Origin of the sequence: Sorangium sp. So ce185, assembly GCF_051526825.1 — a bacterium.
Taxonomy (GTDB): Bacteria; Myxococcota_A; Polyangia; order Polyangiales; family Polyangiaceae; genus Sorangium; species Sorangium cellulosum_D.
Map to the genome: position 1 here is coordinate 10,826,279 of NZ_CP150316.1, position 19,759 is coordinate 10,846,037.

The window sequence follows — 19,759 nt, forward strand, 5'->3', positions numbered from 1 at the left end:
ACCTCGCCAGGAAGATTCCTTTGCTGGTGGACGCCCGGCCCTCGGGTCGCGCCTCGGTAGGAAGAGCGCTGCGCTGTCGGGCGACGTGCCCTGTGGGCGCTCTCCGGTAGGAAGGGCTCCACGCTGTCGGACAACGTGTCCCGAGGACGATCCTCCTCAGGAGGTTCCTCATCGCTGCGGGTCCGCGCTACACTCGACGGCGACGTGGAGTCCACCACTGCACCCAGGACAACCCTGGACGACTCGCTCGGAACGGCCTCGGAACGCCTGCGTTCCAGGAGGCCGACGCCTGGGCTGGTGCTCGTCTTCTCCGTGGACTGCCCTCGCTGCGACGTCCTCCCGCTCAAGGACGGCGAGCTCGAGCTCGGGCGCGGCGAGGTCGGGGGCGTCCCCCTCGACGACCTGCGGATGTCGCGCCGGCACGCGCGCGTGCGCTGGCACCAGGGCCAGTGGGAGGTCGAAGACCTCGATAGCCGGAACGGAACGTCGCTCGACGGCGTCCCGCTGACCGGCGCGCGCGCGGGCGACGAGCTGCGCATCGTGCGCACCGGCTCGTCGGTGTTCGTGATCCAGGCCGACGTGGAGCCGTTCCGGGCGGGGATCTCCACGGCCGGGGGCACGATCCTCGGGCCGACCCTCGCCCGCGCGTGGGACGCGGTCGATCGCGCGGCGCGCTTCGGGACCGCGCTGCACATCACCGGCGAGAGCGGGACCGGCAAGGAGCACGCGGCGCGGGCCTTCCACGCCCTCGGCCCGCGCCGCGGAGGGCCGTTCGTCGCCGTGAACTGCGCCGCCATCCCCGACGGCCTCGCCGAGCGGCTGCTCTTCGGCGCGCGGAAGGGGGCGTACTCGGGCGCCGCGGCCGACTCCGAGGGGTACGTGCAAGCCGCCCACGGCGGGGTCCTCTTCCTCGACGAGGTCGCCGAGCTCGATCTCGGGGTGCAAGCGAAGCTCCTCCGCGCGCTCGAGGCGAAGGAGGTGATCCCGCTCGGCGCGTCGCGGCCCGTGCAGGTGGACTTCGCGCTCGTGTCGGCGACCCACAAGGACCTGCGCGCGCAGGTGGCCGCAGGGAAGCTCCGCGAGGATCTCTTCTTCCGCATCGCGCAGCCGGCGGTCCGCATCCCGCGGCTGCAAGAGCGGCCCGAGGAGGTCCCGTGGCTCGTGGACGCCGCGCTGCGGAGCGCGGGCGCCGGCGTCGAGCGCGGCGACGTGGGCGCCCCGCCCGTGGCCCACGCCTCGCTCATCGAGGCGTGCCTCGTGCGGGCGTGGCCCGGAAACGTGCGGGAGCTGATGGCGGAGATCCGCGCGGCGGCGCAGGAGGCGCAGATCGAGAAGAGCCCGGTGGTCCAGGCGCGGCACCTGTCGCCCTCGGCCGGGCAGGCCTTCTCCCCGGCGCAGACGGGCACCTCGGAGCACCCCTCGGACCGGGGCCGGCGGTCGTCGCTGCCGCCGGCCGGCGAGCGGCCGGCGCGGCGCGCGGCGTCGCTGCCCGCCGACGAGGTCATCGAGGAGGTGCTGCGCCGCGAGGGCGGGAACGTGGCGCGCACGGCCCGCGCGCTGGGCGTGCACCGGACCCAGCTCCGCCGCTGGCTCGACCGGCGCTCGGCGACCGACGAGGTCGCCAGCGACGACGACGACGCGGAGGGGTGATCCGCCGACGTTCCGCCCCGGGGCGCCGGGGGTGCCCCCCGGCGCCGGGCGGCGCGCGCTCAGGCGTCCACGTTCACCGCGGTCTGCCGCGTCAGGACGGTGGCCGAGTGCGCCGCGTGCAGCGTGAACACGCCGGGCTCGACCTGCCAGCGGCCCGCCGCCCAGTGCGCGAAGGCCCGCGGCTCGACGGTGACGGCGACCTCGACCGTCTGATCGGGCTCGGCCTCGACGCAGGCGAAGCCGGCCAGCCAGAGCACGGGGCGCTCGACCTCGGAGCCCGGCCGCGACAGGTAGAGCTGGACCACGTGGCGACCGCGCCGGGGCCCGACGTTGCGCACCTGCACCCGCGCCTCGACCGCCTCGCCCGCGGCGACGCTCGGCGGCGCGTCGATCCCGAGGATCTCCCAGCGCGTGTAGCCCAGGCCGTGCCCGAACGGGTAGGCCGGGGCGACGCCGGCGCGGGCCCAGGCCCGGTACCCGACGTTCAGCCCCTCGGCGTAGATCAGCTTGCCGTTCTCGGGCTTCGTCGACAGCACGGGCACGTCCTCCTGGCGCGACGGCCACGTCGTGGGCAGGCGGCCGCCGGGCTCCACGGCGCCGAGCAGCACGTCGGCGGCGGCGCTCCCGAACTCCTGGCCCGGGAACCACGTGAGGAGCACCGCGGCCACCTCGTCGCGCCAGGGCATGGTCACCGGCCCGCCCGAGTTCACCAGCACGATCGTCCGCGGGTTCGCCGCCGCGACGGCGCTGACCAGCGCGTCCTGGCGGCCGGGGAGCGCGAGCGCGCTCCGGTCGAAGCCCTCGCTCTCGATCGCCTCGGTGGTGCCGACGACCACGATCGCCACGTCGGACGAGCGCGCGAGCTCCACGGCGCGCGCGAGCTCCTCCTCGTCGGACGGCGCGGGGACCTCGACGCCGAGGGAGAACGCCACCGCGACCGCGCCCGGCTGGACCGCGTGGGTGAGGGCGAGGTCGAGCTCCTGGCCGGCGGCAAAGGACAGCTCGGCCGCCCGGTGCGGCGGGGCGAGCAGGGCCGCGGCGAGGTCGTCCTTGTCCGGCGCGATCGCCTCGTCGAGGAGGACCTGCCCGCCGCCGGTGAGGCGGTACGCGCCCACCCCGGCCACGCCGATCCGGTAGCGGCCGGCCTCGGCGGCGCGGAACCGCGCCGTCACCTCGATGGTCGCGGCCCGCTTGGCGCGCTCATCGCCGATGAAGGTGAGGCGCCCCACGCCGCGATGCTCCTCGTGCAGGACGTCGCCGTTCGCGTCGAGGAGCCGCACGCGCACGCCGTTCTCGCCGGTCGCGGGATCGACCACCTGGTCTCCGGCCACGGGCACGAGGCCTTCGTGGATGCGGGCGCCGACGGCGTGGAGCACCTCGGCGCGCTGGCCGAGCGCGGCGCGCAGCCCGTCGAGCGGCGAGACCGCGTAGTGCGGGTGCACGCTGGCGCTGCCGCCGCCCTGGATCCGCCCCTCGGCGGCGTTCGGGCCGATCACGGCGACGCGCCGCAGGCTGGCCGCGTCGAGGGGGAGCGCGTCGCCCTGGTTGCGCGCGAGCACCATGCCGGCCGCGGCGGTCTCGCGGGCGAGGCGGGCGGCGTCGGCGGCGGGGAGCTGGGCCGGGGCGGGGGCGGCCGGCGCGACGCCCTCGAGGGCGCCGACCCGGGCGGCGAGCCGGAGCAGGCGGCGGACCTTGTCGTCGACGGCCTGCTCGGGCACGGCGCCGCTCCGGACGGCGGCGACGAGCGCCTGGCCCCACGGCCCTTCCGGCCCTGGCATGGCGAGGTCCATGGCCGCGCGGCCCGCGGCCTCGGTGGAGCGGGTCGCGAACCAGTCCGAGACCACGACGCCGTCGAAGCCCCACTCGTCCTTGAGCGGCGAATCGAGCAGGGCGTTCTCGGTCATGGTCGCCCCGTTGACCGCGTTGTACGAGGCCATCACGAGCCACGCGCGCGCGCCGGCGATCATCCGCTCGAACGGCGCGAGGTAGAGCTCGCGCAGCGTGCGCTGATCGACGCGGACGTCGACGGTGAACCGCTCGGTCTCGGAGTCGTTGGCGACGTAGTGCTTGGGGGTGGCGCCGACGCCGTGGGCCTGCAGCCCGCGGACGTAGGCCGCGCCGATCCGGCCGGTGAGCAGCGGATCCTCGGAGAAGCACTCGAAGTGCCTGCCGCCGAGCGGGCTGCGGTGCAGGTTGACGGTCGGCCCCAGGACGACGTCGACGCCCTTGCGCCGCGCCTCGGAGGCCAGGAGGGCGCCGAGGCGCTCGATCAGGGCCTCGTCCCAGGTGGCGGCGAGGGCGGTGGCGGAGGGGAGGCTCACCGAGGGGTCGCGCTCGTCCCAGTGCTCGCCGCGCACGCCGACCGGGCCGTCCGAGACGACCATGCGGCGCAGGCCGATGGCGGGCTCGGGGTAGGTGCTCCAGAAGTCGGCGCCCGTCAGCAGGCGGACCTTCTGCTCGAGCGACAGCGCGGCGAGGGCGTCCGCCACCCGCCGCTCGACGGCCTCGGGAGAATGATCGGTCTTCTGGGGATGAGCGGACTGCGAGTCGGCGACGGCCATGGACCCTCCTGGGAGCGCAGAGACGAAGCGCGGAGACGCCGCCCCGCGGCGGCGCGCCAGAACGGTACTTAGAACATCAAGGAAACACCAGGCGCACAGGAGAGCCTCGATCGCGCGTGTTGGCGGGCCCGCACGGGCAAGCGCAGAGCCCGCCGCGGGGCGCGCGGGAGGGGGCTGGGAGGGCGGATGCCGCCGTGGTGCGAGCGGCGCGCAGACAACGCGCGCACGGCCTGCGCATCCTCCAATACCGCGATGTAATTGAAGGTATCGGTGAGCACCTCGACCGGAACGGCGCCGAGCGCTTCGGCCAGGTTGGGCGGCGGCGTCGTCGGAACAGACGGTCGAGACGGGAAATTCATGGCATAACCGGTCTGCGTCCGCCGCACCGTCAAAGGTCCGCTGGCCGATTCGAAGATCACCTCGGTGCGGCCGGGCTCCAAGCGCTCCATGATGACCGCCGCGCTCGCCAGGGTCGCATGGCCGCAAAGCGGCACCTCCGTCGTCGGCGTGAACCAGCGCAAACGATAACGCTCCCTGTCAGGGACCAGAAACGCCGTCTCGGCCAGGTTGTTTTCGGCCGCAATGTCCCGCAACAGCGAATCGTCCAGAAAGCGGTCCAGCAGCATCACCGCAGCCGGGTTTCCCGCGAACAGACGGCTCGTGAACGCGTCCACCTGGTAGATCGGTATACTACGCATAGATGTGGCGTTATAAATTCAAATCAAAACGAATGCCATGACGATATGGCCACCGAGCACACTACCCACATTGCCTGGGCGCGCGTCTCCAGCCATGTCCTGGCGGTTTCATCGACGTGCGGAAGAATGTCTGACCCGCGACTAGGGGCACGCGCAGACGCCGCCGTGGTGGGAGCAGCAACCCCGCTTCACGTAGGTGCAGGTCGGCGACAGCGTGCCGTCGCAGCAGCAGACGCGGCCCTCGGACGCCGGCCGCGGTCGCGCCGGCGCAGCCGGCCCGCCGCCCGGTCGCGCGGGGGCGGGCGCGCCTTCGGCCTCGCGCTGCTCCTCGGCGGCCCTCGCGGCCTCGCGCTCGGCGATCAGCCGGCGGCCCTTCACGAGCGACGCGCGCACCTGGGCCGCGCGCTCGTCGCGCGGAGCGGCGCCGGCGAGGTAGCGGAGGAGGGCGTCGCAGGCCGCGGCGTCGCCCTGCTGGGCGCACGCGAGCTCGCTCGCGGCGAGATCGAGCTCGGCCGCGTGGGCCGCCTCCTCCTGCCGGCGCGCCTCCTCGGCGGCCTCGATCTCGGCGCTGCGGCGCTCGGCCTCGGCGGCCTCGACGGCCTGCCGCTGCGCCTCGATCCGCGCCTGCCGCGCCTCGCGCTCCTGCCGGTAGCGGGCGACGAGGGCGCTCGCGGCCCGCAGGTCGGCCTCGGCGCCCTCGCAGAACGACGCGCACTGGTCGACGCGGGCCTGCGCCTCGAGCTCCAGCACGAGGCAGTCGGGCTCGCTCCGGCAGCCGCGCGCCAGGCGGGCCGGGAACCCGTCGTCGCTGCGCGATCCGCCGCCTGGATGGCATCCGGCGGCGAGGACGGCGAGAGAAGAAAGCCAGAAGACGGCAAGGCGGCTCACTGGGGTGATTCTCGTGCCGCGCGCGAGGGACGTCGAGGCCTCGAGAGGCGGGACGCGAGAAACCCGCAGGAGCACGCGCTCGCGTACGCCGGACGAGGACGGGAGAGGCCGCCACGGCTGCCGAGCTTGCCAACCACGCCGTCACCCTCGGGGACGACATGGTGGCTCGGGCGTCCACGATGGGATCGGTGGGCTGCTCGGGCTGACGGTGCAGATGCATAGGTAAGCCATTGAACGTGTAGGTACGTCATCGATGGGGGATGTCTTGTCCCCTGAGCGCAGCAACAGTAGGAAGCCGGGAATGCGTCGACACCTAACGAGCCGCGCTCTCGCCTCGGTCGCCGTCACAAGCCTCCTCGCGACGACGGCCTGCAGCTCCGGCGGAGACGAGCCCCCCGCTCCGGACCAGGAGGTCGTGGTCACCGTGGCCCAAGCCCGCGCCCTGACCGAGGGCTCGACGGCGACGGTCGAGGGTTTCGCCACGGTCGCGCCCGGCACCTTCAGCTCGGCGACCAGCGAGCAGGGCTTCGCCCTCCAGGACGCCACCGGGGGGATCTACGTGAGCCTGCCGGACGCGCTCGATTTCGGCCTCGATGCCCGGGTGCGCGTCACGGGGCAGCTCGGGCAGACGGCCCAACAGACGGTGCTCAACGCCGCGGCGGCCTCGGTCACGGTGCTCGATGGGACCGAATCCGTCGAGCCGACGGACGTGATGACCGGCGACGTCGGAGAGCCCGTCGAGGGGCTGCTGGTCCGCGTGCGCGGCAGCGTGACCACGGCCGTGGAGGACGAGCAGCCCTACGGCTTCCAGGTGTACATCGACGACGGCTCGGGCGAGGTCCAGGTCTACGTGCATGTCGTGGACGGCGAGCCCGTCATCGACACGACGTCGCTCGAGGTCGGCCTGGCCATCGAGGTGACCGGCCTCGCCGCGCAGTACGAGGAGACCTACGAGGTCGCGCCGCGCCGGGCAAGAGATCTCGTGCTCGTGGAGCAATGAGCGGGCGCGACGGCGTGTCGAGCGCGATATCCGCCCCTCAGGGCAGCTCGGATCTCGCCGAAGATCTCGTGGTTGCCGAGAAAGGGCGTTCGTCGTCGAGCGCGTCGACGGACGTGACGAGAATGCCGGCGGACCCTGACAACGACGAGGAGGCGGCCGTCCTGGCCGCGGCGCGCGCCGGAGACCACGCGGCGTTCGCCGCGCTGAGCGAGCGCTACCGCCGGCGGCTCCGCGCGCACTGCTATCGCATGCTCGGCTCCTTCGACGAGGCCGAGGACATGGTGCAGGAGGTCCTGCTCCGCGCCTGGCGCGGCCGCGAGGGGTTCGAGGGGCGATCGCTGTTCCGCACCTGGCTCTACCGCATCGCCACCAACGCCTGCCTGAACGCGCTGGAGCGCGCCCCTCAGCGGGTCTTGCCGCAGGACGTGGCGCCGCCGGTCACCGCCGCCACGCCGCCGTCCGAGGCGCGCTCCGCGCCGCCGTGGGCGCCGGAGGTCCCGTGGCTCCAGCCGTTCCCGGACGACCTGCTCGACGCCGGGCCGCCGCCGGACGCCGCGGTGGAGGCGCGCGAGACCCTCGCGCTGGCGTTCCTGGCCGCGCTGCAGCACCTGCCGCCGCGCCAGCGCGCCGCGCTCGTCCTGTCCGAGGTGGTGGGCTGGTCGGCGGCCGAGATCGCGGCGCTGCTCGAGCTGACCGTCCCGTCGGTGACCAGCGCGCTCCAGCGGGCGCGCGCGACGCTGCGCGAGCGCCTCCCCGCCGGGGCGCCGGACGCGTCCGCCGGCGCGCGGGCCACGGAGCTCGAGCGCGCCGCGCTCAAGGTGTTCATGGACGCGTGGGAGCACGGGGACACCGCCGAGCTGACCCGGCTCCTGCGCGAGGACGCGCGCTGGGCGATGCCGCCCGCGCCGCTCTGGTTCGACGGCCGCGCGGCGATCGCCAACCTGCTCGCGCTCTTCCCGCCCCGCTGGAGGGGGCGCGCGTTCAGGATGGTGCCGGTCGGCGCCAACCGGCAGCCGGCGGCGGCGGCCTACCTGCGCCCCCAGGGCGAGGCGGAGTTCCGGCTGTCGGGCGTCCACGTGCTGCGCGTCTCTGACGGCCAGATCACGGAGATCATGACGTTTTCGGCCGAGCTGTGCGCCGGGTTCCGGCTGCCGGCGAGCCTCGCCGATTAGTTTTTCGTCGCCTCGGGTCTACGCGGCAGGACCACGAAAAGGAGACCCGAGATGAAGAAGACGACCTCCAGGGACGGCACCACCATCGCGTTCGACCAGACCGGGCACGGGGCGCCGGTGATCCTGGTGATGGGCGCGTTCAACGACCGGACGACGGGCGCGCCCCTTTCGGCGTACCTGGCGCGGCGGTTCACCGTGCTCGCCTACGATCGCCGCGGGCGCGGCGACAGCGGCGACGCGGCGACATACGCGATCGACCGCGAGATCGAGGACCTGGACGCGGTGATCCAGGCCGCGGGCGGCGCCGCGGCGGTCTTCGGCTACTCCTCCGGCGCGCAGCTCGCGCTCGCCGCGGCGGCGCGCGGCCTGGCCATCACGCGGCTCGCGCTCTACGAGGCGCCGCCCGCCCAGCCCGCCGAGCACGCGCAGGCGCTGGCGTCGCTGGTCGCGGCCGGGCGTCGCGGCGACGCCGTGGAGTACTTCCAGCGGCGCATGGTCGGGATCCCCGACGAGGTCGTGGCCCAGCTCAGGCACGCCCCGTTCCGCCCCGCGCTGGAGGCGATGGCGCACACCCTGATCTACGACGCGACGATCGTCGCCGACGGGCGCATCACCGCCGCGCTCGCGGAGGTCCGCCAGCCGACGCTGGCGATCGCCGGCGACGCGGGCGCGCCGATCATGCGCCAGGTCGCCGAGACGCTGGCCGCGCGGCTGCCCGGCGGACGGGCGGAGACGATCGCGGGCGCCACGCACCATATCGAGCCCGCCTTGCTCGGGCCGGTGCTGGAGCGGTTCCTCGACGGCTGAGCGTCAGCGGGTATTGAGCGACCCCTCGGCCATGAGTAGTGGTCAAATTTGAACATGAAGGCGGGAAGAAAACCTCAATGATCTTCCCGCCTTCCCGCCTTCATGTGGACTCTCTCTGGGCAAAGTTGATCACTACCCGGCCATGAGCCTCTCGACCGTGCTCCGGGTCCTCGGCCGCAACGACGGCGAGGTCCACAGCGTGTTCCGCACGGGATCGCGCGTGTACGGCACCGCGACCGCGGCGTCCGACGAGGATTTCGTCGCCGTCCTCGCGCGGCGCGACGCGAAGCAGGACCTCGCGTTCGCGCCCGGCGTCAACGTGGTCGTCCACGGCCTCGACAGCTTCCGCGACGCCATCGCCGAGCACAGCGTCTTCGCGCTGGAGTGCCTGTTCCTCCCGCCCGAGCACCGGCTCAAGGAGGCGAGGCCGCCCTTCCCGTTCAAGCTCGACCGGAAGAAGCTCGCCGCGTCGGCCGCGAGCCGCTCCGCGTCCGACTTCAAGAAGGCCGGCGCCCGCTTCGACGACGAGCCGGAGGCCTCGAAGAAGAAGCTCTTCCACGCGCTCCGGGTGCCGCTCTTCGCCGTGCAGATCGCCGAGACCGGCGCCATCCACGACTACGGCGCCGCGAACCCGTACTGGCGCGAGATCCTCGCGGACGAGCGCCTCGACTGGGAGCCGTACCGCGCGACCTATGGCCCGCTCCGCGAGGGGCTCTGCGCGCGGCTCGCGGCGCTGGCCTCACGGCAGTAGCCGCGCCGGCGGCCTAGCCTAGGGCGGCGGTCCTCCCGCCGGCCCTGCCGCGAGCCGCTGCGGCCGGATCTCCTGGTGCATCCAGTGCTCGTCCGTCTGCACGTGCCCGCGCCGCACCCACTTGGCGAGGCACCGCTGGAACGCCGCGTCCGGGAACTCGCCCGCGACCCGCACCACCACCCCCTCGCGCGGGCCGCCGAACGCCGAAGGCTCGCGCGCCAGCGCGCTGGTCAGCGCCTCGAGCTCGCGCTCGGCCTCGACGCGGCCCCGGAACAGGACAGGCACGGTGGGGAGCCCCAGATCGTTCGCCTGGGCCACGACCATGTCCCACTCCCAGAAGAGCCCCTGCGCGTCGTCGCGCACGCCGAAGACCAGCGAATAGCCCGGCAGCGCCTCGTACTCGATGGAGTGGACCGCATAGCAATACTCGCAGAAGACCGACGTGCCCTCCGAGAGCTGGTGAGCGATGCGCGCGTGGGTGGCCTTCGCGAGGTCGAAGCTCGGGTGAGACGGAGGGCCCGAGTGCGAGCGCGAAAAGACGCTCTTTCGCGTGTACGTGAGGTTGCTCCCGTCGCACTTCTCGGTGATGACGATCTCCACGCCGAGCAGCCCCGACACGTCGGCCATCCTCTTGTCGTCGGACGTGCCGCCCGGCGACCACGGAAGGTGGAACGAGCGCGGGTATTTGGCGGACATGACGGCGCCAGGGTAGCACCGGGCATCAGGCGCGGACATGCTACGGTCCTCGCGCGCTGCGCGCCCGCGTCCAGCGCGCGCTCGCCAGGGGGTGCTCCACCATGTCCGCCGCGTCCTCGCTCCTCGATCTCCTCACGCCCGATCCGGCGCGTGTCCCCTGGGACGAGCTCCAGGTCTTCGACTGGGTCCGCGCGCTCGAGGGCTGCCCGCAGGACCCGATCCACCACGCCGAGGGCAACGTCTGGATTCACACCCGCATGGTGCTGGAGACGCTCCTCGGGCTGCCCGAGTGGCGGGCGCTGCCGCCGGAGGAGCAGCGCGTCGTGTACCTGGCGTGCCTGCTCCACGACGTGGCGAAGCCGGCGACCACGCGCGAGGAGGACGGGCGGATCACGGCCAAGGGCCACTCGCGCGCGGGGGAGCTGCTCGCGCGCCGCCTGCTCTGGGAGCTCGGCGCGCCGTTCGCGCTGCGCGAGCACGTGTGCGCGCTCGTGCGCTACCACCAGATCCCGTTCTACCTCATCGAGCGGGGCGACGCGCAGCGCGTGGCCGCCGAGATCAGCCTCCACGCGCGCTGCGATCTGCTCGCGCTCGTGGCCGAGGCCGACATCCGGGGGCGCGTCTGCGCGGACATGGGCCGCGTGGTCGACAATATCGAGCTCTTCCGCGAGCTCTGCCGCGAGGAGGGGTGTTACCAAGGGCCGCGGGCCTTCGCCTCGGATCACACGCGATTCGTGTATTTCCGCTCCGACCCCGCCGGCGGGCGCCACCCGGACGTGGAGGTCTATGACGACACGCGCGCCGAGGTCGTGGTGATGAGCGGGCTGCCGGGCGCCGGGAAGGACACGTATGTCCGGAGCCACTTCGCCGACTGGCCGGTCGTCTCGCTGGACGCGCTTCGGAGCGAGCTGGAGATCGATCCGACCGATACCCAGGGACAGGTGGTCCAGGCGGCGCGCGAGCGGGCGAAGGAGCACCTGCGGCGCGGGGAGCGGTTCGTGTGGAACGCGACGAACCTGTCGCGGCAGCGGCGCGGGCCCGTGCTGCAGATGGCGGCGGACTACGGGGCGAGGATCCGCGTGGTCTACGTGGAGGTGCCTCGCGCGGTGCTGTTCGCGCAAAACCGGGCGCGGGAGGCGGCGGTGCCGGAGGCGGCGATCCGGCGGATGATCGAGCGGTGGGAGATCCCGGGGAAGACGGAGGCGCACGAGGTCGTGCTGGCGGTGCGCGGAGAGGGGTAGGCGCGCGGCGAACACCCTCTCCGGGGGCCTACGGTTAACGCCGTCAGGTGGCCCGCGCCGGGTCGGTGTTCCTCCGTCCAGCCGGCGCCCGCCGGAGCGCTCCGCCCGGGCCGGCCGGCTGCGCTCGCAGGCGCGGTGCGGTAAGCTGCGGCCCGGAGCGACGTATGCCCTTCCAGAGCGAGAACTCTCCCGTCCCGATTCCCCCGCCCGGCGAGGACGAGCTCCCGTACGACGATGGAGAGCCGATGGAGTCCGAGCGCCACCGCGCACAGATGGACATGCTCATCGAGGTGCTGAAGCTCTTCTGGCACGACCGCGACGACGTGTACGTCGCCGGCAACATGGCCATCTACTTCAGCGAGCTGCAGGCGAAGAAGAACGACTTCCGAGGCCCCGACGTGTTCGTCGTGCTCGACACAAACCGGCGCGAGCGCAAGTCATGGGTCGTCTGGCAGGAGGACGGGAGGACGCCCGACGTGGTGATCGAGCTGCTCTCCGAGAGCACCGAAGCCGTCGATCGCGGCGAAAAGATGCGCGTTTACGCGAAGCTCCTGCACGTGCCGGAATATTACCTGTTCGATCCGTTCTCGGGCGCGCTCGAAGCCTACGCGCTCGATCCGGCCACGCGGTCCTACGCGCCGGTGCCACCCGAGGCGAACGGCGACGTCGTGAGCGCCTGCCTCGGCCTGCGGCTCGGCGTACGCCGTGGCACCTACCTCGGCCGCGAGGCCGGCTGGCTGCGCTGGCTCGATGCTCAGGGGCGCCTGCTGCCGACCGCCGAAGAGCAAGCCCGCGCCGCCGAAGAGCAAGCCCGCGCCGCCGAAGAGCAAGCCCGCGCCGCCAGCGACGAGGCGAAGCGGCTCGCCGCTCGACTCGCGGAGTATGAAAAGCGCTTCGGACCGCTGCCGGGCAGCGGCTCTGACTGAGGCGACGTCCCCCGCTCGGCCCCCCACGCGCCCCCGCGCCCTCCCGGTCCACCCCGTCCGCAGCCCTACGAGCCGCCCTCACCGCCCACGCGCGCATCCCCGAGGCGCCCGAGGATCTCGTCCACCGTCTCCTCGACCGTGAGATCCGATGTGTCCAGCCACAGGCCCAGCCGCGGCGTCTCCTCGCGCAATACGCGGTCGAAATCGAGGACCGACGAGGCGTCCTGATACCCGCGCTTCGCTCGACCCGCCTCCCGCGCCGCGACCACGGCGGGACGCGGGCAGAGGACCACCACGTGCAGAGGACGATGCGCGTAGCACCGCACCACCTCGGCGAGCCCAGCGCCCAGGATGATGTCCTGGTGGACGACGGTGAACCCGGCCTCGAGATACAGGTCGGCCGCCGCCGCCGCGACGCGGTACCGGAGCCGCAGCTGCAGCTCGGCCTCCTCGGAGAGCTCGAAGCCCATCTCGGCGCGACCACCGACGATCATGCGGCGAAACACGTCGCCCCGCAGATGCACGCTCCTCGGCAGCCGCTCGGCCAGCCGCTGAGCGACCGTCGACTTCCCAGAGGCCATGAGCCCCGTGATCAGGACGATGGACGGAGACTCCGGCAGGCTCCCACGCGCGGTCATGACGGACGATCCTCCTCGGCCCCCCCGGGGCGCTCCCCTCCGCTACCTCCGCCCGAACCCCGGCGCCAGCATCGCCGCCCACCGCGCCGGGCTCCTGATCCGCTCCCGCGCCATCACCGCGTCCGCCACGAGGATCCGCTGCAGCCCCTTCTCGCCGCCGAACAGCTCGCCCGCCTGGCGCCGTGCCGCCGCGGCGTAGAGCGGCATGTCCGCCGCGTCGAACCCGGCCGCCGCCGCCTCCAGCTGCGCGATCGCCTCGTCCCGCTCGCCGCGCAGCTCCGCCGCGCCCGCCCGGAGGAGCGGCACGAACGGGTCGGACCACGCCGTCCTCTCCCGGGCGAGCGCGGCCGCGTCCCGCAGCGCCGCCTGGATCAACGGCTCGGGCTCGACCGCGCCCTCGGCCGCAGCCAGCGCCGTGCTCGCGCGCTCCACGTGCGCCATCACCCGGCTGTTCTGCATCATCAGCAGCATCGAGCCCTCGATCTTCGGCCACGCCTCCGCGAGCCGCCTCAGCGCCGCGCCGGCGCGGCCGGCGTAGCGGTCGACGTAGGTCTCGCCGAGCAGCCCCACGAAATGCTCGAGGTGGAACCCCGACGTCGTCCACCGCGACAGCGCCCCCGCGACCGCGCTGCGCGCGGCCGCCACGTCGTCCGACGCGAGCGCGACCCACGCCGCCTGCGCGCCGAAGATCGCCGCCGCATAGCGATCGCCCCGCTGCTCGGCCCCCCGGAGCACCGCCGGCATCGTCCGCGCCAGCGCGTCGATCTGCCCGCGGTAGTACCGCATCCACGACGCCATCAGCTGCGTCGTCGCGAGCTCCCAGGCGACGCCGGCGCACCGGTCGCGCAACACCTCGTCCGCCCGCTCGTACCAGTCGGACGCCGCCCTCCAGCGGCCCGCCGTGAACGCCTCGAGCATGCCCGACACCATCATCGACAGGCCGAGGAGGTGCGGGCTGTCGAGCCGCTCCGCGAGCGCGCGCACCGCGGCGACCAGCTCCTCCGCGCGCGCCCGGCCCGGCGACCCGATCATGCACGCGGACGAGGCCTCGAACGCGAGCGCGCGCCCGATGCGGTACGGCTCGCCGGCGCGCAGCGCGAGCAGCAAGGCGCGCGCCGAGAACTCAGCGGAGCGGACCATGTCGACCGCCGACAGGCCCACCGTCACCGTCCAGCAGGCGTCGATGCGCGCCAGATCCTCCGGGCGCACCTCCGCCTCGGGCCGCTCGCGGAACCGCAGGCCCCGGAGGCGCAGCTCCGCCCGGTGCAGGAGCAGCGCGACGAGCGCGCGCCGCGGCGTCTCCGGGAACGACAGGCCGACCGCCGCCAGCACGGCGCGCACGTGCTCCAGCCCCTCGTCGATGTGCCCGCTCCGCAGGTACTGCTCCGCGGCGCGGCGGCGGAGATCGAGCGACCGCGCGCTGTCGTCCCCCTCCGCCGCCGCCGCGTAGCGCCTCGCCGCCTCCGCCCCCTTGCCCGCGTCGACGAGGGCGTCGGCGCACCGCACCTCGAGCGCGCGCCGCTCCGCCTCCGGGAGATCCGCGCCGCGCGGGAGCAGGCCGAGCGCGAGCTCGTAGAGCCGCGCCGCGCGCTCGAACGCGAGCGCCTCGGCCGCCTGCTCGGCCGCGACCGCCGCGAGCTGCCCCGCGCGCGCCCCGTCGCCCGCGCCGAGCCAGTGCCGCGACAGCGTCTCGGCGTCCGCCGTCCCGAGCGCCTCGAGCGCCCGCGCGAGCCGCCGGTGCCGCGCCGCGAGCTGCTCCGGACCGAGCCGACCGACCACGGACGCGCGCACGAGATCGTGCGACGCCTCGACGAGCTCGCCCTCGCCGGCGGGCCGCGCGACGATCAGATCCTCGGCGCAGAGGAGCGCCATCGCCGGCGCGCGCTCCTCGCCGTCGAGCTTCGCCGCGCGCGCGGCGACCGCCGCGTCGAGCGGCTCCCCGGCGACGGCGATCACCTCGAGCAGCCGGAGCGCCTGCTCCGGCAAGCGGTGGAGCCGCGCCGCGAGCGCCCGCTCCCACGCGGCGTCGCCCCGCGCGCCCATGTCGCCCGCCGGCTCCTGCGCGTCGCGGACGAGCTCGCCGAGCAGCCGCGGGTTGCCCCCGGAGGCGCGGGCGATGGCGTCCGCCCGCGCGCGGGTGCCCTCGTCGCGCGCGAAGAGGAGCGCGAGCGCGAGTTCCTCCGCCTCGAGCGGCAGGAGCGGCCCGACCTCGATCTGGCGCAGCTCGCCGTCCCGGCGCGTCGGCGGGGCCCACTCGAGGCCGAGGGAGGCGGGCTCGGTCGCCGCGGGGGCCGGGCGCGCGCCCCCCATCCCGTCGAGCAGCGCGCGGAGCGGCGCGCTCGCGTCGACGTCCTCGGTCCGGTAGCTGCCGAGGAACATCATCGCGGGCGCGTCGGGCGGGCGCGTGAGCTCGAGCAGGAGCGCCACGCTGTCGGCGTCGATGAACTGGAGGTCCTCGATCGCCACGACGAGCGGGCTGCGCTCGGCGATGCGCCAGAGCAGCTGCCGGAGCGCCGCGAAGCAGCGCTGCCGCAGCTCCTGCGCGTCGGGCGACTCGCTCACGCGCGGCGCCGACGCGACGGCGGGCACGCGCGAGAGCGCCGGGAACACCCGGACGAGCGCGCGGACGTCGCGCGGCAGGAGCCGCTCCGCTTCCTCGGCGGAGACGCGCCGCAGGAAGCGGCACAGCGATTCCATGACGCCCCCGAACGCCTTGTAGGACTCGGTCGCGCCGCTCGCGCAGCGCCCCCGCAGGACGACCGGCCCCTTGTCGCGGCGGAGCCCCATCAGGAAGTGGTGGATCAGCGCGCTCTTGCCCATGCCCGCGCCGCCGCGGACGAGCACGCAGATGGGCCGCTCCAGGACGAGCGCCTCGGCGGCGCGGCTCAGGGCGCGCAGGTGCGGGCGGCGGCCGATGAAGTGCGCGATCGTCGGCGGCGCGAGCGTGGACAGCGCGCTCTCCGGCGCTGCCTCGGCGCCCGGCGCTGGCGCGGCGCCCGGCGCTGCCTCGGCGCCCGGCGCTGGCGCGGCGCCCGGCGCTGGCGCGGCGCCCGGCGCTGCCTCGGCGCCCGGCGCTGGCGCGGCGCCCGGCGCTGCCTCGGCGCCCGGCGCTGGCGCGGCGCCGCCCGGGTCCTCCGCTCCGCGCCCCCCGTCCTGCGCCACGGTCACTTCTTGCTCAGGAACGCATCCATCGCCCGGCGGTGCTCGGGGCCGTTCCACTGCTCGGCGAACGCCCGTCGCTCGACCTCCACCGCGGAGGCGCGCAGCGCCTCCCGCACCTTGCACAGCGCCCGCTTCATCGCCGCCACCGACGTGCGCGGGCTGTCGGCGATGCGGTTCACCTGCGCGATCGCGCGGCTCCGCGCCGCGCCGGTCGGGACGACCTCGCTCGCGAGGCCGATCCGGAGCGCCTCGGCGGCGCCGATCCGCTCCGCCGTCAGGAGCAGCCGCGACGCCTGCAGCGGCCCCACCCGCTCGCAGAGCCGCGTCAGCCCGCCCCACGCCGGCGACAGGCCCATCTTGACGTGGCGGAACGAGAGCGCGGCGTGCTCCTCGACGATGACGAAATCGCAGAGCAGGAGCAGCTCGCAGCCGCCGCCCAGCACGTCGCCCTGCACCGCGGCGACGATCGGCACCTCGCTCTCCTCGAACGCCGAGAGGCCCTCGAACATGGCGAGGACCTCGCCGCTCTCCGCGCCGCCCTCGGCGAGCGCGTGGAGCTCGCGGATGTCCCCGCCCGCGACGAAGACGCCGCCGCTCGCCGCGGTGATCACGACGCCGCGCACGCGCGGGTCCGAGGAGGCGAGGCGGATCGCCTCGCCGAGGCGCCGCGCGAAGGCGCTGTCGATGGCGTTCCGGCACTCGGGGCGATCGATGGTCAGGACGACCGCGTCGCCGGCCGCCTCGACCCCGAGGGTCACGAGGCGGCCCTCCGCGCGCCCCTCCCGTTCGTCAGCACCGCGGGCTTCCTGCGGCTCGCGCCCGCCCCGTTCTCCACCGCGCGGCTGAGCCGCCGCGTCGGCGGCATGCGCTCGTCGTGGATCACCTCGGCGATCCGCGCCTCGAGCGTGCGGCGGCTGAGGCCGCGCTGCTCCGCCGCGTACCGCTCGGCGTAGCTGATGATCGCGCCCGCCACGTCGACGCCGCTCGCGCGCTCGATCCCCTCCAGCCCGGGCGAGCTGTTGATCTCGAGGATCTTGGGCCCGGAGCGCGCCTCGAGCATGTCGACGCCGGCGACCTCGAGGCCCATCGCCTTCGCGGCGCGGATGGCGACGCTCCGGTAGACGCGCGGCAGCTTGACCCGGTCACCCTTGCCGCCGCGGTGGAGGTTCGAGCGGAACTCGCCGGGCTTCGCGACCCGCCGCATCGACGCGACCACGCGGCCGCCGACGACGATGACGCGGATGTCGCGCCCCTTCGACTCGCGCACGTACTCCTGGAGCACGATGTCCTGGCCCATGGCCCAGAACGTCTCGAGCAGCGCGTGCACGGCGTGCGGCGTCTCGGCGAGCATGGTGCCGATGCCCTGGGTCCCCTGCTGCAGCTTCACGATCGCGGGGCAGCCGCCGACGAGCGAGAGCGCCGCCTCGACGCCGGCCGGGCTGCGGGCGCAGACGGTGATCGGCACGTTGAGCTTGCGGCGCGTGAGCAGCTGGAGCGCGCGCAGCTTGTCCCGGCTCCGCGCGATCGAGACGGCGCCGTTCAGGACCGGGACGCCCATGAGGTCGAACTGGCGGACGACGGCGAGGCCGTAGTTCGTGATGCTGGCGCCGATGCGCGGGATCACGATGTCGAAGCGGGGCACCGCCGAACCACCGACGAGCAACGACGGCCGACCGCGCGACACCACGATCTGGAAATCGAGCGGATCGATGACGCTGACGTCGTGACCACGCGCGCGCCCCGCGAGCACGATGCGGCTCGTCGAGTAGAGGGACGCGTTGCGCGACAGGACGAGGAATCGCATGTGGCCCGGAGGCTAGCAGAGCCCGCAGACTGCGTGGATGGGTGCGCGAGCCGATTCATGTTTCGCGCCTCCTCGACGAGCGGCCCGCGCGGCGTCTCCAGCCGCCCACGCCGCCCGCGCCGCGTCGCGCGCCGCGCCATCGGCCCCCGTTTTCCATGCGGCCCAGCGCCGCGACGCGCGAGGGCCGCTCGATCTCGACGCGGCGGACCAGGCGCGGGCGGAAGCGCGCGGCGGCGCGGCGCTTGCGCTGGAAAATGTTTCGTGTACGAATCTTTTCGGTCCGCCGGCGAGGAGGGGTTCACGATGTGGCAGCCGTTCACGGAGGAACATCAGCAGTTCAGGAAAACGGTGCGGGCCTTCGCAGAGAAGGAGCTCGCTCCACACGTGGAGGAGTGGGAGGCGGCGGAGTGCTTCCCCAACTGGGTGTTCAAGCGCGCCGGCGAGCTCGGGATCCTGGGCGCGCACTTCCCGGAGGAGCACGGCGGCGCCGGGCTCGACTACTGGTTCTCGGCGGCGAAGGCCGAGGAGCTCGTGCACTGCGCGATGGCGGGCGTCTCGATGGGGCTGCTCGTCCAGAGCGACATGGCGACGCCGGTGATCAGCGACATCGGCACGAAGGAGCAGATCGAGGAGTTCCTCCGGCCGGCGCTCGCGGGCGACAAGATCGCGGCGCTCGGCGTCTCCGAGCCCGGGGCGGGCAGCGACGTGGCCGGGATCCGGACCACGGCGCGCAAGGACGGCGACGACTACGTGCTGAACGGGCAGAAGACGTTCATCACGAACGGGACGCGCGCCGACTTCGTGACGCTGCTCGCGAAGACGTCGCCGGACAAGGGGGCCCACGGCTGCTCGTTCTTCCTCGTGCCGACGGCGCTCGGCGGCTTCAACGTCGCGAAGAAGCTGAAGAAGATCGGCAACAAGTCGTCGGACACGGCGGAGCTCTTCCTGGAGGACGTGCGGGTGCCGCGGCGCTACCTGCTCGGCGAGCCGGACCAGGGCTTCGCGTACCTGATGCAGAACTTCCAGACCGAGCGGCTGGTCGCCGCGGTGGGCGCGATCGCGAGCTCGTTCGTGACGCTCGACAGGTCGGTCGAGTACGGGCGCGAGCGGACGGCGTTCGGCAAGCCGATCATCAAGCGCGAGTCGTGGCAGCACAGGTTCGTGGACCTGTACACGCGCTGCGAGGCGGCGCGCGCGTTCGTCTACAAGTGCGTCGACCACTACAACGACGAGCGGTACGTCCGGAAGGTGCCGATCAGCTTCGACACGGTGAAGCTCATCTCGATGGCGAAGATCCTGGCCGGCGACGTGGCGAACGACGTCGTGGACACCTGCCTGCAGTTCCACGGCGGCTGGGGCTACATCGAGGATTTCCCGATCGCGCGCGCCTGGCGCGACCAGCGGCTCCTCCGCATCGGCGGCGGGACGACCGAGACGATGAAGTACTACCTGGCGAAGCTGATGAACTTCTGAGGGCCGCCCGCCCGAGCGGCCATCCCCCCACCAGCGGGCCGCGCGCAGCCCCGCCGGGGAGCGCGCGCAGCCCCGCCGGGGGCGCGGGAGCCGCGAAACGGGCCTGGCGGACGTAAGGCGGACGGAAACGACGCGCCGACGAAAAAAAGTAGAGACAAGCGGAGCGAGAGGCTGTAGATATGCCGCTCCCAACGAACGGGGCTGTAGCTCAGCTGGGAGAGCGCATGACTGGCAGTCATGAGGTCAGGGGTTCGATCCCCCTCAGCTCCACCGATAGGACCTAAGGACCCCC

At 73.9% G+C, this 19,759-nt stretch carries 16 protein-coding genes and 1 tRNA gene; 9 read left to right on the plus strand and 8 right to left on the minus strand.

What is annotated here, in order from left to right:
• The first annotated feature begins 297 nt into the window (after window positions 1–297).
• On the plus strand, window positions 298–1,650 hold the full coding sequence (locus tag WMF26_RS39855) for a sigma 54-interacting transcriptional regulator (protein WP_437996997.1): 1,353 nt from the start codon (window positions 298–300) through the stop codon (window positions 1,648–1,650).
• Between the two features lie 59 nt (window positions 1,651–1,709).
• Here the strand turns inward: WMF26_RS39855 and WMF26_RS39860 are convergent, their stop codons facing one another.
• The 3 genes from WMF26_RS39860 to WMF26_RS39870 all read right to left on the minus strand — a co-directional run bounded on the left by WMF26_RS39860 (window position 1,710) and on the right by WMF26_RS39870 (window position 5,797).
• The gene (locus WMF26_RS39860) at window positions 1,710–4,211 is read right to left on the minus strand and encodes a beta-glucosidase (protein WP_437996998.1); all 2,502 of its coding nucleotides are present in this window, start codon (window positions 4,209–4,211) and stop codon (window positions 1,710–1,712) included.
• Between the two features lie 68 nt (window positions 4,212–4,279).
• The gene (locus WMF26_RS39865) at window positions 4,280–4,909 is read right to left on the minus strand and encodes a PhzF family phenazine biosynthesis protein (RefSeq protein WP_437996999.1); all 630 of its coding nucleotides are present in this window, start codon (window positions 4,907–4,909) and stop codon (window positions 4,280–4,282) included.
• A 141-nt stretch (window positions 4,910–5,050) separates the two neighbouring features.
• The gene (locus tag WMF26_RS39870) at window positions 5,051–5,797 is read right to left on the minus strand and encodes a hypothetical protein (RefSeq protein WP_437997000.1); all 747 of its coding nucleotides are present in this window, start codon (window positions 5,795–5,797) and stop codon (window positions 5,051–5,053) included.
• A 301-nt stretch (window positions 5,798–6,098) separates the two neighbouring features.
• Between WMF26_RS39870 and WMF26_RS39875 the strand changes: the two genes are divergently transcribed.
• The 4 genes from WMF26_RS39875 (at window position 6,099) to WMF26_RS39890 (ending at window position 9,527) form a co-directional block, all read left to right on the plus strand.
• Window positions 6,099–6,797 (plus strand): OB-fold nucleic acid binding domain-containing protein, encoded by a 699-nt coding sequence (locus tag WMF26_RS39875; protein WP_437997001.1) that lies wholly within the window; start codon window positions 6,099–6,101, stop codon window positions 6,795–6,797.
• Window positions 6,798–6,919: 122 nt separating this feature from the next.
• Window positions 6,920–7,969 (plus strand): RNA polymerase subunit sigma-70, encoded by a 1,050-nt coding sequence (locus WMF26_RS39880; RefSeq protein ID WP_437997002.1) that lies wholly within the window; start codon window positions 6,920–6,922, stop codon window positions 7,967–7,969.
• A gap of 51 nt (window positions 7,970–8,020) precedes the next feature.
• Complete coding sequence (locus WMF26_RS39885) at window positions 8,021–8,776, plus strand: alpha/beta fold hydrolase (RefSeq protein ID WP_437997003.1); 756 nt, start codon at window positions 8,021–8,023, stop codon at window positions 8,774–8,776.
• 142 nt (window positions 8,777–8,918) lie between these two features.
• Window positions 8,919–9,527, plus strand: a complete 609-nt coding sequence (locus tag WMF26_RS39890; RefSeq protein ID WP_437997004.1) for a hypothetical protein — start codon at window positions 8,919–8,921, stop codon at window positions 9,525–9,527.
• Window positions 9,528–9,545: 18 nt separating this feature from the next.
• Here the strand turns inward: WMF26_RS39890 and WMF26_RS39895 are convergent, their stop codons facing one another.
• Window positions 9,546–10,262: an RNA ligase family protein gene (locus tag WMF26_RS39895; RefSeq protein ID WP_437997005.1), complete on the minus strand. Its 717-nt coding sequence runs from the start codon at window positions 10,260–10,262 to the stop codon at window positions 9,546–9,548.
• A 62-nt stretch (window positions 10,263–10,324) separates the two neighbouring features.
• On the opposite strand from WMF26_RS39895, the gene WMF26_RS39900 reads away from it, so the two are divergent.
• Window positions 10,325–11,464 carry an AAA family ATPase gene (locus WMF26_RS39900; RefSeq protein WP_437997006.1) on the plus strand — a complete coding sequence of 380 codons (1,140 nt, stop codon included), beginning with the start codon at window positions 10,325–10,327 and terminating at the stop codon, window positions 11,462–11,464.
• A 164-nt stretch (window positions 11,465–11,628) separates the two neighbouring features.
• Window positions 11,629–12,390, plus strand: a complete 762-nt coding sequence (locus WMF26_RS39905) for a Uma2 family endonuclease (RefSeq protein WP_437997007.1) — start codon at window positions 11,629–11,631, stop codon at window positions 12,388–12,390.
• Between the two features lie 65 nt (window positions 12,391–12,455).
• Here WMF26_RS39905 and WMF26_RS39910 read toward each other — a convergent pair whose 3' ends face one another.
• Genes WMF26_RS39910 through WMF26_RS39925 form a run of 4 tightly spaced genes read right to left on the minus strand, consistent with a single transcriptional unit; the run spans window position 12,456 to window position 17,994 of the window.
• Entirely contained in the window at window positions 12,456–13,028 is a 573-nt protein-coding gene (locus WMF26_RS39910; RefSeq protein ID WP_437997008.1) for an AAA family ATPase, read from the minus strand.
• A 42-nt stretch (window positions 13,029–13,070) separates the two neighbouring features.
• Entirely contained in the window at window positions 13,071–16,190 is a 3,120-nt protein-coding gene (locus WMF26_RS39915) for an ATP-binding protein (protein WP_437997009.1), read from the minus strand.
• A 2-nt stretch (window positions 16,191–16,192) separates the two neighbouring features.
• Window positions 16,193–16,948 (minus strand): enoyl-CoA hydratase/isomerase family protein, encoded by a 756-nt coding sequence (locus WMF26_RS39920; RefSeq protein WP_437997010.1) that lies wholly within the window; start codon window positions 16,946–16,948, stop codon window positions 16,193–16,195.
• Complete coding sequence (locus tag WMF26_RS39925; RefSeq protein WP_061622176.1) at window positions 16,945–17,994, minus strand: RimK family alpha-L-glutamate ligase; 1,050 nt, start codon at window positions 17,992–17,994, stop codon at window positions 16,945–16,947. Before WMF26_RS39925 ends, WMF26_RS39920 begins: the two co-directional genes overlap by 4 nt.
• A gap of 303 nt (window positions 17,995–18,297) precedes the next feature.
• On the opposite strand from WMF26_RS39925, the gene WMF26_RS39930 reads away from it, so the two are divergent.
• Window positions 18,298–19,467: an acyl-CoA dehydrogenase family protein gene (locus tag WMF26_RS39930; protein WP_061622179.1), complete on the plus strand. Its 1,170-nt coding sequence runs from the start codon at window positions 18,298–18,300 to the stop codon at window positions 19,465–19,467.
• Window positions 19,468–19,664: 197 nt separating this feature from the next.
• Window positions 19,665–19,737, plus strand: a tRNA-Ala gene (locus WMF26_RS39935).
• Window positions 19,738–19,759: the final 22 nt, after the last annotated feature.